At 41.5% G+C, this 15,214-nt stretch carries 18 protein-coding genes; 12 read left to right on the forward strand and 6 right to left on the reverse strand.

Annotated elements, in window-relative coordinates:
• A partial coding sequence (locus J500_RS07670) for an IS1595 family transposase (protein WP_034698995.1) occupies positions 1 to 280 on the forward strand: 280 nt, incomplete at its 5' end.
• 102 nt (positions 281 to 382) lie between these two features.
• Positions 383 to 721, forward strand: a complete 339-nt coding sequence (locus J500_RS07675) for a tRNA-binding protein (RefSeq protein WP_004994172.1) — start codon at positions 383 to 385, stop codon at positions 719 to 721.
• A gap of 65 nt (positions 722 to 786) precedes the next feature.
• Here the strand turns inward: J500_RS07675 and lnt are convergent, their stop codons facing one another.
• Positions 787 to 2,346 carry an apolipoprotein N-acyltransferase gene (lnt, locus tag J500_RS07680; protein WP_004994167.1) on the reverse strand — a complete coding sequence of 520 codons (1,560 nt, stop codon included), beginning with the start codon at positions 2,344 to 2,346 and terminating at the stop codon, positions 787 to 789.
• On the reverse strand, positions 2,343 to 3,182 hold the full coding sequence (locus tag J500_RS07685) for an HlyC/CorC family transporter (protein ID WP_004991545.1): 840 nt from the start codon (positions 3,180 to 3,182) through the stop codon (positions 2,343 to 2,345). Before J500_RS07685 ends, lnt begins: the two co-directional genes overlap by 4 nt.
• Positions 3,183 to 3,372: 190 nt before the next feature.
• On the opposite strand from J500_RS07685, the gene tusA reads away from it, so the two are divergent.
• Together tusA and J500_RS07695 are read left to right on the forward strand one after the other, a co-directional pair.
• Complete coding sequence (gene tusA, locus J500_RS07690) at positions 3,373 to 3,630, forward strand: sulfurtransferase TusA (RefSeq protein WP_004994165.1); 258 nt, start codon at positions 3,373 to 3,375, stop codon at positions 3,628 to 3,630.
• 2 nt (positions 3,631 to 3,632) lie between these two features.
• Positions 3,633 to 4,229, forward strand: a complete 597-nt coding sequence (locus tag J500_RS07695; protein ID WP_004994159.1) for a LysE/ArgO family amino acid transporter — start codon at positions 3,633 to 3,635, stop codon at positions 4,227 to 4,229.
• A 57-nt stretch (positions 4,230 to 4,286) separates the two neighbouring features.
• Here the strand turns inward: J500_RS07695 and J500_RS07700 are convergent, their stop codons facing one another.
• Complete coding sequence (locus tag J500_RS07700; RefSeq protein WP_034698997.1) at positions 4,287 to 5,414, reverse strand: hypothetical protein; 1,128 nt, start codon at positions 5,412 to 5,414, stop codon at positions 4,287 to 4,289.
• Between the two features lie 384 nt (positions 5,415 to 5,798).
• Positions 5,799 to 7,511 (reverse strand): electron transfer flavoprotein-ubiquinone oxidoreductase, encoded by a 1,713-nt coding sequence (locus J500_RS07705; RefSeq protein WP_004991534.1) that lies wholly within the window; start codon positions 7,509 to 7,511, stop codon positions 5,799 to 5,801.
• Positions 7,512 to 7,700: 189 nt separating this feature from the next.
• Here J500_RS07705 and J500_RS07710 point away from each other — a divergent pair, with 189 nt between their 5' ends.
• The 5 genes from J500_RS07710 to J500_RS07730 all read left to right on the forward strand — a co-directional run bounded on the left by J500_RS07710 (position 7,701) and on the right by J500_RS07730 (position 12,143).
• The gene (locus tag J500_RS07710; RefSeq protein ID WP_004994152.1) at positions 7,701 to 8,327 is read left to right on the forward strand and encodes a DUF1285 domain-containing protein; all 627 of its coding nucleotides are present in this window, start codon (positions 7,701 to 7,703) and stop codon (positions 8,325 to 8,327) included.
• Positions 8,328 to 8,374: 47 nt separating this feature from the next.
• Positions 8,375 to 9,244, forward strand: coding sequence for a glutamate racemase (gene murI, locus J500_RS07715; RefSeq protein WP_034699118.1), 870 nt, complete (start codon positions 8,375 to 8,377; stop codon positions 9,242 to 9,244).
• A gap of 103 nt (positions 9,245 to 9,347) precedes the next feature.
• A complete protein-coding gene (locus J500_RS07720; RefSeq protein WP_004994149.1) occupies positions 9,348 to 10,373 on the forward strand; it encodes a DUF4062 domain-containing protein in 1,026 nt (341 codons plus the stop codon).
• 82 nt (positions 10,374 to 10,455) lie between these two features.
• Positions 10,456 to 11,469, forward strand: a complete 1,014-nt coding sequence (gene hemH, locus J500_RS07725; protein ID WP_004994146.1) for a ferrochelatase — start codon at positions 10,456 to 10,458, stop codon at positions 11,467 to 11,469.
• A gap of 29 nt (positions 11,470 to 11,498) precedes the next feature.
• A complete protein-coding gene (locus J500_RS07730; protein WP_004994142.1) occupies positions 11,499 to 12,143 on the forward strand; it encodes an MBL fold metallo-hydrolase in 645 nt (214 codons plus the stop codon).
• 52 nt (positions 12,144 to 12,195) lie between these two features.
• Here the strand turns inward: J500_RS07730 and J500_RS17520 are convergent, their stop codons facing one another.
• Both J500_RS17520 and J500_RS07735 read right to left on the reverse strand, forming a co-directional pair.
• The gene (locus tag J500_RS17520) at positions 12,196 to 12,372 is read right to left on the reverse strand and encodes a hypothetical protein (protein WP_004994138.1); all 177 of its coding nucleotides are present in this window, start codon (positions 12,370 to 12,372) and stop codon (positions 12,196 to 12,198) included.
• Between the two features lie 136 nt (positions 12,373 to 12,508).
• Positions 12,509 to 12,697 carry a DNA gyrase inhibitor YacG gene (locus J500_RS07735; RefSeq protein ID WP_004991521.1) on the reverse strand — a complete coding sequence of 63 codons (189 nt, stop codon included), beginning with the start codon at positions 12,695 to 12,697 and terminating at the stop codon, positions 12,509 to 12,511.
• A gap of 96 nt (positions 12,698 to 12,793) precedes the next feature.
• Here J500_RS07735 and J500_RS07740 point away from each other — a divergent pair, with 96 nt between their 5' ends.
• The 3 genes from J500_RS07740 (at position 12,794) to J500_RS07750 (ending at position 15,118) form a co-directional block, all read left to right on the forward strand.
• A complete protein-coding gene (locus tag J500_RS07740; protein WP_004994135.1) occupies positions 12,794 to 13,432 on the forward strand; it encodes a hypothetical protein in 639 nt (212 codons plus the stop codon).
• Positions 13,422 to 14,627 carry a TIGR03862 family flavoprotein gene (locus tag J500_RS07745; RefSeq protein ID WP_034699000.1) on the forward strand — a complete coding sequence of 402 codons (1,206 nt, stop codon included), beginning with the start codon at positions 13,422 to 13,424 and terminating at the stop codon, positions 14,625 to 14,627. Before J500_RS07740 ends, J500_RS07745 begins: the two co-directional genes overlap by 11 nt.
• Positions 14,628 to 14,704: 77 nt before the next feature.
• The gene (locus J500_RS07750; RefSeq protein ID WP_004994122.1) at positions 14,705 to 15,118 is read left to right on the forward strand and encodes a GFA family protein; all 414 of its coding nucleotides are present in this window, start codon (positions 14,705 to 14,707) and stop codon (positions 15,116 to 15,118) included.
• The last annotated feature ends 96 nt before the right edge of the window (positions 15,119 to 15,214 follow it).

The following is a 15,214-nucleotide window of genomic DNA, read 5'->3' on the forward strand; positions in this document are numbered from 1 at the left end:
TGACAGTATTGTTTATACAGATCACTGGCATAGTTATAATGCTTTGGACATAGCAGGTTTTAGACATTATAGAATCAATCATTCAAGCCATTTTGCGAATGGGCATAATCACATCAATGGCATTGAGAATTTCTGGAATCAGGCGAAAAGAACGCTAAGAAAATATAATGGAATACCCAAGGATTCTTTTCACTTGTTTATTAAGGAATGTGAGTTTAGATTTAACTACGGTAGTCCAAAACAACAACTAAAAACTTTGCGGTTTTGGACTGAAATTTGAATCTTATCTAGTACAGCCCCTTATTTTCTAATTTTTACTCTTTTCAATCAGTTTAAACAGTATGCATAATCCTCATTGAAATAAATAACAGGAATAAGTGCGATGGATTTAATCGAATGGCAGGATTTTTTAAAAGTAGAACTGCGTGTCGGTAAAATTATACAGGCTGAGGTTTTTGAAAAAGCACGTAAGCCTGCGTATATCTTGCATGTGGATTTTGGCGAAGAATTGGGGATTAAAAAATCCAGTGCGCAAATTACCAAGCTGTACCAACCAGAAGATTTAATCAGTAAACTGGTGGTTGCAGTGGTGAATTTTCCTAAAAAACAGATTGGTCCGATTCAGTCCGAATGTCTGGTCACTGGGCTTCATAATGCAGAGGGAGATGTGGCGCTTTGTGTGCCTGATTTTGACGTGCCAGTGGGAACAAAATTATTATAGTTTTAATGCATTAAAAAACCGAGATTCAGCAGAAATCTCGGTTTTTTGAAGCGGTCAATCGGACGTTAACGTCGTGATTTAAAGCTGACATCGACTTGTTTGGGGCGATAAAACCAACCCATGATTAAGAGTAACAATGAAAAGCCTAAGATTGGCCAGTCACTTAAACGGGTATATAGCGTTTCACCCTGCATCGCAGGCAATTCACCACGGAGCACGGCTTCTTTATCAATGGGTGCTTGTTTAACAATATGACCATTCTGATCGATAAACGCAGTTACACCTGTATTGGTGGCACGAATAAACCAGCGTCCATTTTCTTTAGCGCGCATCTGCACCATTTGTAAATGCTGCATGGGGCCTGCGGTTCCAGTAAACCATGCATCATTGGAAACCGTCACCAGAAAGTCACTATTTTCCGCATTACGTCGGGTTAAATTTGGATAAGCAATTTCATAACAAATGGCTGCTGCAAGTGGATGGCCTTTAATCATCAAGGGTTTTTGATCACTCGCCCCCTGACTAAAACCACTCATCGAAGGATCATTTTGTAAGGCAGGCAACACCCAACTCAGTAGTCCAGAAAGTGGAATATATTCACCAAAAGGGACTAAACGTTGTTTTTTATACAGTCCTGATGAATCACTGCCCGAGGCCATAATACTGTTGTAGTACTGTGGCGTTCCAACCTGCTGAGAAGCGTTCATATCCCAATACGGAATACCTGTCACCCATGCTGAACCTGTTTTCTTGGCTTGCTGCTGCATGGCATCTAGAAAAGGTTCGATGTCGGTTTGAAACATCGGAATGGAGGATTCAGGCCAAACGATTAAATCACGCCCCCATTCTGTACGGGTCAAATTAGCATAGATCATTAAGGTTTTAACTTGATATTCAGTCAGCCATTTTAGATCTTGCGGAATATTACCTTGAATCAGAGATACAGATAGGGGTTTGCTGTTTTTGGGCTGTACAAATTCAATTTTCGACGCTCCCCATGCACCCAATAATAATAGGGCTGATGGAATCACCCAGAAAATACGACGTTGTAAAATTTCAACCAATGCGCAGGCCAGTATGATGACCGCAAAGGAAACTCCGAAAATTCCGAATAACGGCGCATAACCATCCAGAAAACGTTCGGTGAAAGCATAACCTGCAAAAAGCCATGGGAAACCTGTAAACACCCAAGTTTTTGCCCATTCAAAGAAGATCCAGAGTGGTGCAAACGTCAGCGGTGTTTCTGGGAAAAACCGACGATATAGCCAAGTTTGAACTGCGGTAAACAGTCCCATGACTAAGGCCATAAAGCCAATCATGAGTACACTTAAAACAGCATTGGTATCGCCGTAGACATGGATCGAGGTATAGAGCCAAAATGCTCCGACAAACCATAAGCCAAAACCATAGGCCCAGCCAATCCCAAACGCTTGTTTGGCTGTACGGTTTTTGAGAGAAGCATATAATAATGCTGGCGACAAAATCGCCAGCCACCAGTAATAGTAAGGCGCAAGTGCCAGACTAAAAATAGCACCAGCACAGAGTGAAATCAGCAGGGGAATAATAAAGGGGAGTTGTTTTTGTTGCTGGGAAGATCCTAACAATGTATTAAAATATGTTCTCATTTACGAACAGCTCGAATCAGATGAATGGTACGTGCATCTGCTTCAACGATGGTAAATTCCCAATTTTCAAGTTCAACGGTCTGACCCTGCAAATCACTGACTAAACCAATTTCCTGAAGCAATAAACCGCCCATAGTTTCTACTTCATCGTCAGAAAAGTCTGCATCTAAAACTGTATTAAAGTGTTCAATCGGTGTAAGTGCCTGTACCAACCAAGTGTTTGCTGTTTGCTGTGTTGGATCCGGCACAATGTACTGCGCCTCTTCATCGGCATTGTCATGTTCATCTTCAATTTCACCGACAATTTCTTCTAAAATATCTTCAAGCGTGACCAGACCAGATGTCGTCCCGTACTCATCAATCACAATCGCGATATGCGTTTGCGTGTGTTTAAGCATACGTAAAACCTGATCCGAACGAGCACTTTCTGGAACAAACAGCGGTTGTCGCATTAAGGCACGTACATCAACTTTCGCACCTTGTTCGGTCAGAAAAGGCAGTAAGTCTTTAGCAAGTAGAATTCCCACTACATTATCAGGTTGATCGGATGAGAAGACAGGAAAACGAGAATGTGCTGATTCAACCAGAACGTGCAAAATATCTAGTAATTCATCGTCTTCTTGCAAGCTGATCATGGCAGTGCGTGGAGTCATGACTTCACGAATTTTGGTGGCAGGAAGGTCTAGAACGCCTTCTAGCATTGCCACAGTATCGGGTTCTAAAAAACGCTGTGAATCCTGAACGAGTTTTAACAGTTCGTCACGGGTTTCTGGTGCAGTGCCTAACCATTTTCTTAAGCCACGCATACCCCACGATGGGCCTGATTCCTCTTGCATGATCTTTCCTAAAGACTCTTAATGTGTCAATCAATGATTTTTAATCATACCGAAGAAAAATGGCTTATGCATTATTAAAACGATTGGAAAACGTAAATGATTCAAATTGATGAGTCAGCTTTTTTTGCTTTTTCTAGGAGACTTAACTTTATGGTAAACTATGCCCCTGTTTTTGAACTCAAGTATAGGCATGTTTTCACCAGATTTAACTCCGACCATTCAATTGAATACACGCGGTTTGCGTTGTCCTGAACCTGTGATGATGCTGCATCAAGCCATTCGGAAGTCTAAGTCAGGGGATGTGGTGGAGGTATTGGCGACTGACCCATCCACTTCATGGGATATTCCCAAGTTTTGTATGCATCTGGGACATGAATTGTTGGCTCAGGAAGAATTGCTGGATGCAGCAGGTTTAAAAGAATATCGTTATCTGGTGCAAAAAGGATAATGATGTCGACCTATTTTTCAGGTTTATTACTAGGGTTTTCCTTAATCTTAGCGATTGGCGCACAAAATGCTTTTGTTTTAAAACAGGGTTTGCTCAGACAACATGTCTTTTGGGTGTGTTTAATCTGTGCGGTTTCAGATGCATTGCTGATTTCATTGGGTGTTTTTGGTTTCGCAAGTTTACTCAGCAAACAAGTATGGTTGATTCAAGCAATGAAATGGTTTGGTGCCATTTTTTTATTCGCTTATGGTTTACGCAGCTTTTATAGCGCTTATACCACCAAAGACGGGTTACATGCGGCAGGGCAGAAAGTCAATTCTTTAGCACAGACTTTAATTTTATGTTTAAGTTTTTCGTGGCTGAATCCGCATGTTTATCTGGATACCGTTGTGCTATTGGGTTCTATTTCTTCTCAATATACCAATAAAACTGCTTTTGCTGCTGGAGCGGTGACAGCATCGTTTGTTTTCTTTTTTAGTTTGGGTTTTGGTGCAAGATTGCTTGAACCCGTATTCGAAAATCCAAAAGCTTGGAAGGTTTTGGATATCATTATTGGTGTAGTGATGTGGTTGATTGCATGGTCTTTGCTTGATTCATAAGCTTGCAATGCGTCAGTAAAATGATCAAGCCTTATACAAAGGCTTGATTTTATAAATTTAAATTGCATATCGACTCAGTAAAGTCACTGGGGTTTTGCCACTTAAATACGCTTCGGGTAAAAATACAATATGACCGCCATGCGTCTGAGCCGCATCGATGATATGGTGAATAACATCGGTAGGCGTAGAGTCATCTTCTGGTGCGGCGCTAAATTCTATACGCTGCTCGTTTTCGTCAATAAAACCATTTACCGAATAACCTTGTTGTACATAGAGCGTGTCGATATTGCCCTGTAAAGCAGCCTGATAAATGTGTTGTAAATCAGTCACAACCCGCTCACTTCCATAAACTTGATCCAGTTGATTGGCATGATTTTGATGAATTTTATTCTGATAATCTTTTAATGCATTTTGAACACTGTCTACGATATGGCGTGGTTCGCTATTCTCCAGTTGAGTGACATTGTCGACCTTGATAATAATTTGGTTAGGATGATCGCAGATGGTTTCGTAGAAACTGATATTGCGACGATCAGCAACAAGCACAATTGGCAAAGGTTTTTGTGCATGAATCACCTGTACATTTTTATCCACTCGATTTAAAAACTCTTTAAGATAACGATCTTCCTGTGCAGCAGCAGATCGCTCTGCGGCAGTCAGACTATATAATGTTTCATTTTTGACTGGAAAAGCCCCATGTGGCAAAAGCGGAGTGAGTTCAAGATCCAGTTCTGAAAACTCATGAATAACGCGATTATTGGATGCTTGTATCAGGCGGCCCATTTCGCGGGTCACGACCACAATATAATAATCCAGTGCATAAGATAGTTCTCGAATAAAGTCGCGCAATACAAATTGCGTATCAATCATAATTCTGGCTTGAGTTTTAAACGGTAAACAAATCACCTCGACCTGATCAGCGGTCGCAAAAATGGCCAAAGTATCTAGATAATAGTTGGGATTTAATTCATCCGTTTTTTCATGAATACGCTTTAAAAATTGGGCAACAAAAACTTTGTCATAAGTTTTCAGTAATTGTTCTTCGAGTTGTTTGAGTTGATTTTTTAGTGCGATATGGTCTTGTTGATTATCTGGAAAAGTACGATGGGTCGGAACAAAAATCGAAACTGCGGGGTTAGCACGTATATTTTGAAGTGATTGCAGTGTGTGTTTTAAATCAAGCATGACTCTCATCCTTTTTTCAAATCATGTGAAGAAAAGTGATCCCTTGCCCAAGATGTGATCTGAATATGGATTCATAGACAAAGACTTGAGTAAATTGGCTAAAAGGTGATAAACCCGCAATTAACAAAGGAATCAGAAAAAATAAAATGTTTAAAAATTAGTCTATGCATTTCTGCGCTCAAATTAGGTAACAAAGATTGATAGAAATGTAAGCAGATGAGCAGAATGAAAATAACGCACTGGCAAAAAATAAAAATGCACCGCAATTTAAATTACGGTGCATTTGAAAACAGATTAAGTTTTATCGTTCGGGGGGATGAGAAGCCGTTATAGCTTCGCAAGATGAGATATAGCAAAGCACTGCTTTGCTATAACGCAAGGAATTTACATATTCGGATAATTCGGACCACCGCCACCTTCAGGTGTTACCCAAGTAATGTTCTGTGATGGATCTTTAATATCACAGGTTTTACAGTGGACACAGTTGGCGGCATTGATCTGGAAGCGCTTATTGCCTTCACCTTCATCCACAATCTCATAAACCCCTGCTGGGCAATAACGCTGTGCAGGTTCATCCCATTTCGGTAAATTGACATTGACTGGAATACTTGGATCGGTCAATTTCAAATGCGACGGTTGGTTTTCTTCATGTACCGTGTTGGAGACAAACACTGAAGATAAACGGTCAAAAGTCAACTTGCCATCTGGTTTTGGATAAGTCGGTTTAAAGGTGGCTTTATCCTGAGTCTTTAATACGCTGTAGTCTGGTTGTAAGTCATGCAAGGTAAACGGTACTTTAAAGATATTTTGATCCAGAAAGTTAAACGCACCACCAATCCACAAACCAAACTTATGCATTGCAGGGCCAAAGTTACGGCTACGATGTAACTCTTCTTTGAGCCAGCTATTGTCAAACTTTTGCGTATAAGCGGTGAGTTCTTTATCAAAGAAGTCTTCACCTTCGAGCACACGGGCAATGGCTAAATCACCACCTTTTTCTACACCACGCGCAATCGCTTCAAAGACTGCTTCACCACATAACATGCCTGATTTCATGGCAGTGTGAGAGCCTTTGATTTTGGCAAAGTTTAAGAAGCCAGCATCATCACCAATCAGACAGCCACCCGGGAAGGTGAGTTTAGGTAAAGAGTTTAAGCCACCTTTCACAACCGCACGAGCGCCGTAAGAAATGCGTTTACCGCCTTCTAAATACTGCTTAATCAGAGGATGGGTTTTCCAGCGCTGCATTTCCATAAATGGGAACATATGCGGATTTTCATAAGATAAATCCACGATCATTCCCAAAGTCACTTGGTTGTTTTCAGCGTGATATAACCACCAACCACCCGAAGAACCAGTTTCAGTCAGTGGCCAGCCTGAACCGTGCATGACCAGACCTTCTTTGTGTTTGGCTGGATCAATTTCCCACAGTTCTTTAATCCCGATACCGTAATGCTGCGGATCTACATCTTTATCCAGATTAAATTTGCTGATTAAGCGTTTACCTAGATGACCACGACAGCCTTCTGCAAACAAAGTGTATTTGGCATGGAGTTCGTAACCTGGCGCAAAATTATGCGTCGGCTCACCATCTTTACCAATGCCCATGTCGCCTGTTTGTACGCCTTTGACGGTACCATCTTCATGATACAAAATTTCAGCAGCAGCAAAGCCCGGGAAAATAGACACTTCTAATTCTTCAGCTTTTTGACCTAACCAGCGCACCACGTTGCCGAGCGAGATGACATAATTGCCATCGTTATGCATGGTTTTTGGCACCATCCAGTGCGGTGCTTCCTGCGATTTTTCATCAGAGAGCAGGAAGTAGGTTTTGTCTTCAGTCACAGGGACATTTAAAGGCGCACCTTCTTCTTTCCAGTTCGGAAATAGCTCATTGATGGCACGTGGCTCAAGGACCGCACCAGACAAAATATGAGCGCCCACTTCGGAGCCTTTTTCGACGACGCAGACGGATAGATCGGGTAAATTATGTTCAATCGCAAGTTGGCGAATTTTAATCGCAGACGATAGACCCGCAGGTCCAGCACCAACGATCACTACGTCAAACTCCATCGCTTCGCGTTCGATGTGCTCCATGTAGGACTCCTCATATTGCTAAGGGTGGCAACCGTCACATCAGCGCTTCGGTGCTGCCATGAGTGTTCTTTAATGTCTAGACACAAACAGACAATCGTGTCTTAAATAGTTTGCGGCTAGTATAGTTTCAAACCCTGATCTAGCCAATTGGCTGAGTCGTTATATTTTCTCGTCAGCAAGGCATAAACCATGGTAAATCATCATCATTCGTCTCAAGAGACAAACCAGTCAACATCGTTAGATGATAAAAACTTAATGAGTATCGCACAATATCTAAAAGATGCACAGCAAAGTCACAAAAGGTCAATTCCACCTCTTGACCAATGGCATCCAAAGCATTGCGGTAAAATGGATTTGATCATAAAAGCCAATGGAGAATGGTGGCACGAAGGTCAATTGATCAAGCGGCAGGCGCTTTTAGACCTATTTTCTAAAGTGCTTTGGAAAGAGGATGCAAAGTATTATTTAAAGACGCCCGTTGAGCAAATTGAGATTGAAGTTGAAGATGAACCTTTGCTGGTCAATCAAGTCGATGTGGTCGAGATTGAATGTAAATCTTTTATCCAATTAACCACCACCAATCAAGATATTGTGATTGTGGATGAGGAACATCCAATTTTTATGCGTGGTTATGTAAGTGAAGCAGGGGAAGAGGAGTTACGCCCTTATGTGCATGTGCGCTTTGGTTTAAATGCTTTAATTCAGCGCGCCGCTTTTTATCATTTGATTGAGTTGGGTGTTTTGACTGAAAATTCTGATGGAGAAGCTGTTCTTGAGTTAAAAAGTGGTGATTTGCTCTTGCAATTGAGCAGTTGAGGTTTAAGCTTAATTCTGAATCTGACATGATGGATTTATCCAAAGAAATGACCGCAATACACCCTATTCATGCTGAATTAAAATCCAGACTTCAAGCATCTAAAGATGCGCCGATTGGTATTTTTGATTCTGGTGTGGGGGGATTAACCATTGCACAGGAAATCGTTCAGCATTTACCCAATGAGCAGATTATTTATTATGCCGATACTGCACATGTTCCTTATGGGCCACGCTCAGATCAGGAAATCCGGCAGTTAACCGCACAGGCGATTGAATGGTTATATCGTCGTGGTTGTAAAATGGCAGTTGTGGCATGTAATACAGCCTCAGCATTTAGTCTGGATTATTTGCGCGAACATTATGGAGCGTCTTTTCCAATCGTTGGCTTAGTGCCTGCGCTCAAACCGGCAGTGCTACAAACTCAGTCTAAAGTCGTTGCAGTATTGGCAACACCTGCAACATTTCGTGGGCAACTGATTAAGGATGTGATTCAAAATTTCGCGCATCCAGCAGGGGTAGAGGTTTTAGCTGTCACCTGTCTGGAACTGGTGCCTTTTGTCGAAGCAGGCGAACAAATGAGTCCCGCTTGTTTAACGGTATTACAACAATGTTTACAGCCTGTCGTGGATCAGCATGCGGATTTTTTGGTGTTAGGCTGTACTCATTATCCGTTTTTAAATGAAGCAATTACTCATCTTTTTGGGCAGAAACTGACATTAATTGACTCAGGTTTGGCGGTGGCGAGGCAAACAGCCCGCATTTTGATTAAAAATGAGTTATTATTTGACGAAATTCGTCAGAATCATCTACAAATTGAGTGTTTTGTCAGCGGAAATAATGCAGATGAGTTAAAGTTTGTGTTAAAACATATGATTAAAGATCATATGACTTGGCGTATTCACAATATTGATGATTGAAGAGTATGGCGATGACTGCATAAATTTTAGATCTAAATTTGAGGTTGTATATTCGTACATCACACGGAACGTGGTGAGGAATGTTAAATTTTAGGGGATAACCATGCTGGATAAGCGTTATCAAGTGTTTATTTCAACTTCTGGTGCAGAGATGCAACCAGAACGTATGGTATTGGCACAGACACTCATCGGAATGGGATTTTTTTCATGGGGGCTTGAGCAACGTACACCACTGAGTACCTCCATTGCGCGTCGTCAAATTGACGATTGTGATTATGTTGTATTATTGCTTGGTAGTCAGTACGGGGAACAATCAGTTTCAGGGGTAAGTTATCTACATCTTGAATATATTTATGCCGTAACCAAACAAAAACCGATCATTGTCTTTATGCATGATGCGCCAGAAAGCCGTGACGCTGCGTTGCAGGATAGCAAACCAGAATTAAAAGAAAAATTTCATGAATTTCGTAAACAGCTCCAACAAGAGGTCGATCAGGTTTTTTGTTATCACAGCCTGCGCGACTTAGAGCTGGCGGTGCGTTTCAATATGTCACAAATGTTGGAGCGTTATCCTGTATTGGGTTGGGTCAGACCGCAAAATACCCAAGTTTTACAAGATGAAATTGATAGTTTACGCGCTAAAGTCACTCGTCTGGAAACCGAGCAAGGTAAGCGTGAAAATGATCCTTTGGTCGCAATGCCAAGAGTGTATACCAATGAAATTTATTCTTTTGAATACCGTGTTCATGCCTATCAGGATGGTAATTTTCAGGAACTCAAACCTGAACGTAAGCTGACTTGGTTGCAGATTTTATCCATTTTAAGTGTGGTCTTTAAAATCCCGACACCTGAGGAATATTTTTCTAAAAGGATTAATGATTATCTGAATGAAACGGGGCTCGAAGATGCAAGGTTAGTCTTACCGCGAGCACATGCAGTTGCGCGTTCGCAAATTAATATCCGTGCATTGCATCATATTAAAATGCAGATGCGACAAAATGACTGGATTGTCCCCGCTGGTCGTGATGAGCGTCAGCGTTTATTGTGGCAGCTTACACCTAAGGCTTTGAAATTACTGGAAACTCAACAGCCAGAACCTCAACGCACGACGCAAATAAAAACAAATTAGTCATTTATTTTGAAAAAGCCATAAAACTGTTAAAGTAAGCGTACTCCACAGATTTTCATGTACGCATTGAACAGGAAAAAGAATGTCTACTGCATCTAAGCCAAAAGTGACTGTTATTTTAGCCAATTTGGGAACTCCTGATGCAGCCACTGTTCCAGCAGTGAGGCAGTTTTTAAAACAGTTTTTGTCAGATTCACGGGTGATTGAAATTCCCGTACTGCTTTGGCAAATTATTCTACGCTGTTTTGTTCTGCCTTTTCGTCCTAAACGCGTGGCGCATGCCTATGCAACAGTTTGGCGTAAAGATTCACCCATGCGAGAAATTCTTTTTGCGCAGACTGAACGTTTGAAATCTGATCTTACGGATGCTTATCCGCAGTTTGATTTAAGGGTGGTTCCTGCCATGACTTATGGTCAACCGGGAATCACCTCATTATTGCAACAATTGGCGCAATCTCCTCAGGATCATATTTTATTATTGCCTTTATTTCCGCAATATTCTGCGACCTCAACCGCGCCACTTTATGATGCTTTTGCCAAATGGATTCCACAGCAACGTAATTTACCGGGCTTAAGCATTGTTAAAGAATATTATCGCCATCCTTTATTTATTCAGGCGCTAGTGCAAAGTATTCGGGATTTTCAGAATCAGCATGGGACAGCAGAAAAATTATTAATGTCTTTTCATGGAATTCCCCAGCCGTATGCTGATAAAGGTGATCCTTATGCAGATCAATGTCGGGAAACCGCGCGTTTAGTTGCCCAAGCACTGGGGCTCGAACACAATCAATGGGCCATTAGTTTTCAGTCACGTTTTGGCAAACAGGAATGGGTTAAACCTTATACAGATCAATTGCTTGGAGAGTGGGCGCAACAAGGTGTGAAATCTGTACAGATTTTGAGCCCTGCTTTTTCTGCGGATTGTCTGGAAACCTTAGAAGAACTCGCGATTCAAAATGCAGAATTGTTTTTGAATGCTGGTGGTGAGGCTTATCAGTACATTCCTGCATTAAACGACTCAGATGCCCATGTACAATTACTCCGCAAACTCGTTCAAGCCCATTTAAATGCGCTTGAAATCACCTTAGCTCAATAAAACATCATGATGTTTCGCCAGAGGTTGTTATGCTGCAAGTTAAAATAGTTCCTGTAACGGCTTTCGCTCAAAATTGTTCTATTGTTTGGGATAGCCAAACTAAAGACGCAATTTTAATTGATGCAGGGGGAGATGCAGCCAAACTAAGACAAGAAGTCGAAGCACTTGGCTTAAAGGTCAAAGCATTGTGGTTGACCCATGGACATCTTGATCATGCAGGGGCAGTTGGTGAATTAGCTAGAATCTGGAGTATTCCTGTGATTGGCCCGCACAAAGAGGATCAATTTTGGCTAGATATGATTCAGGACGTGTCCCAACGTTATGGATTTCCAGTTCCTGAATTTGTACATGTAAATCAATGGCTTGAAGGTGGTGAAGTCTTGACATTAGGTGAGCATCAGTTTGAAGTAAGATTTGCGCCTGGACATACCCCTGGACATGTGATGTTTTATAACCAACAATATGCATTATTATGGACAGGAGACGTGTTGTTCAAAGGCTCGATTGGGCGGACTGATTTTCCGAAAGGCAATCACCAACAACTACTGGATTCGATTCAGCGTGAGTGTTTTAGTCTACCCGATGATACACAGTTTATTTCAGGACATGGGCCGATGAGCAGCATTGGCTATGAAAAACAATTTAATCCTTTTGTTGCAGGTAAAGCAGGTTAAAAGAGATACAATAAAAGGACAATGATTGAACTTGCAATCATTGTCCTCAATTTTAAGAATGAAATAAGCTGTGAAATCTTTGTTTGGCTTCCCATACGACTAAACCACTTGCAGCTGCAAATAGTAAAGCAATAATAAATAAAACGGCATCTGAAGCCATAAAACCTAAAACGAGGAAGATTAAACAGCAAATAGCAAAAACGGCAAAAAGTATTCTCAATAAAAGCATCCAAATTCTCCTATGAAGAGAAGATTTGTATTATTGACAAGTATTTTAATCTCTGTATGTGTAATTTTGTTTACAAATTACACGATTTTGAGTAAATTTTGCAACGAAAGATGACCATCGAGGCGGGGATATCAGTTTAGCTATCGTAATCATAAGGGTTGCCATTTTCCGATGTTGGAGCATCTTGAGTCTGTAATTTATAGTCCTCATTGGCCCATGCGCCAAGATCAATCAGTTTACAACGCTCTGAACAAAAGGGACGAAACTCATTGCCTTCCCAGACAGAGGGTTCTCCACAACGGGGACAGGGAAATGTGCGTGGCATAGTAAAATCCTCAAATTCATCATCAAGATATTAGGCAAAGCTCAAATCACTTGTTAGACTTAGCCTGATTTCAATACCTAGTTTGAATAGTTTGCTGTGATTATCTCGATTCGTCAATTTCAAGCCCAGCGCATGCAGGCGCCGCGTGATTTTAGTTCCATTGAAAATATCCCCATTTGTGTTGAAATTGGTGCGGGTAAGGGCAAGCATGCCTTGTTATTTAGTGGTGAACATCCAGAACAAACATTGTTTGCCATTGAGCGTACCAAAGAAAAATTTTTGGCGATGCAGAAACAAAAAGGATTGGAACCGCGGGATAATTTATACCCCGTCCATGCGGATGCTTTGCCGTGGATCGTCCATGCGCTTTATCCGCAACAAGTACAACATTTTTTTATTTTGTATCCTAATCCTGAACCGCATAATCCTGCACAGCGTTGGCTGAATATGCCGTTTTTTGAGTTTTTGCTGTCACGTTTAAAACCGCAAGGTACGATTACTTTAGCGAGTAACATCCCAGATTATATTGATGAAGCGGAACAGCAACTTTTGCACCTCTGGCATTTGCCTTACGTTAAACAGCGCATTGCATCTGATTCGGCACGTACCCATTTTGAGATCAAATATCTAGAGCGTGCTGAACTTTGCCAACAGCTCATCATCACGAAACCTGAAAGCTATCAGACTCGGTTTGATGAATTTTTGCCATTGCAAGGGCAAGGTCATGCCGAGTAAGCAGGTCGTGATCGTTGGGGCGGGTCCTGCGGGACTAGCCTGTGCCGAAGTTTTGTCTGAACTGGGTGACTATGACATTACCATCTACGAGCAAAAGCCATCGGCAGCACGCAAGTTCTTAATGGCGGGAAAAACAGGACTCAATATTAGTCATGCTGAAGATTTAGATCATTTTATATCACGCTATGATCATGCCAAATGGTTGCGCCCGATGATTGAAGGTTTTCATGCTCAAGACATTCAGGCATGGATGAAAGGTTTAGGGATTGAATCGTACATTGGTAGTTCAGGACGAATTTTCCCCAATGAGATAAAAGCCGCGCCATTATTACGCGCATGGCTCAAGCGTTTGCAAGATCGCGGCGTAAAATTTCGTTACCGCCATCAAGTCTTGGCAATACAGAATCAGTCTTTGACGGTTCTGGATTTAGTGCAGCAACAGCAGCAGCATATTACGGCTGATGCGATTGTAATGGCGTGTGGGGCGGTGTCGTGGCCACAACTGGGAAGTGATGGCAAATGGCAAAACTGGTTAGATGCATCGATTATTCAGCCTTTTATTGCCAGTAATGTCGGGGTGTTAGTCAATTGGTCTGAATATTTGCAACCCATTTTCGGACAACCGCTTAAGCGGATTCAGGCGTGGGTAGCTGGTCAAATACCTCAGTTTGGCGAAATGGTGATCAGCCATTATGGACTAGAAGGTGGCTTGGTTTATCGTTGTAATCGCGATTTGCGTGAAGCGATGCAGACGCAAGGTCCCGCAATTTTATATTTGGATTTACTGCCAGACCTGAGCCAAGAACAAATTTTACAAAAGTTACAACAAGGCAAAAAGCAGTCTTTAAATACCTTATGGCAAAAGATTGGCTTGGATAAAACCAAAATTGCTTTGATTCGTGATGTCGTCAGTAAAAATGACTGGAATGATGCGATCAAAATGGCGCAGCATATTAAACAAATTGCCATTCACATACAGGGTTTTCGTCCAATTGAAGAAGCGATTAGCTGCGCAGGCGGTATTCGACTCGATGCATTAAATAAGCATCTGATGCTAAAGAATTCCCCTTATATTTTTGCTTGTGGTGAAATGCTGGATTGGGATGCACCCACAGGGGGGTATTTACTTACAGCCTGTCTGGCGACAGGACGAACAGCAGCACAAGGTGTTCATGCACAACTAAATTCTGATTAAATTGAAATTCACTATTTTTGTTATCCTCAAAACCTGTTAATTTGTCTGAAAAATCAATAATTACACGGAGTATCTTCATGTCACAAGCTGCATTATTGACGGGAAGCTGTTTATGTCAGGGCATTCGTTATGAGATTTCAGGTCATGGCTTGGGTGATATTATTCAATGCCATTGCCAACGTTGCCGTAAAGCCAATGGCACAGCTTATGCAACCAATACGCCTGTGCATGTGGATGATTTTAAAATTGTGCAAGGCGAACATCTGCTTAAGAAGTATCAATCCACTCCAACCACGCAGCGTTGTTTTTGTAGCGAATGTGGTTCGCCCATCATGAGCATAAAAATAGATACCCCTGAATTTTATCGTTTGCGGATTGGAACTTTAGATACCAAAATTGAGCAAAAACCGAGTATGCATATTTTTGCCGCGCATAAAGCAGAGTGGGACACGATTTGTGATGACTTACCGCAGTATGCAGAACGACCATAGGTCGAAAAGCTAGGAGTTTACTGTTTTTATCTCAAATAGCGGACTTTGATAGAGTTTAAGTGAATCGTTGAAATAGTATCTAAGATTTTGATAAAA

Source organism: Acinetobacter sp. 479375, assembly GCF_000581715.1.
Classification (GTDB): domain Bacteria; phylum Pseudomonadota; class Gammaproteobacteria; order Pseudomonadales; family Moraxellaceae; genus Acinetobacter; species Acinetobacter ursingii.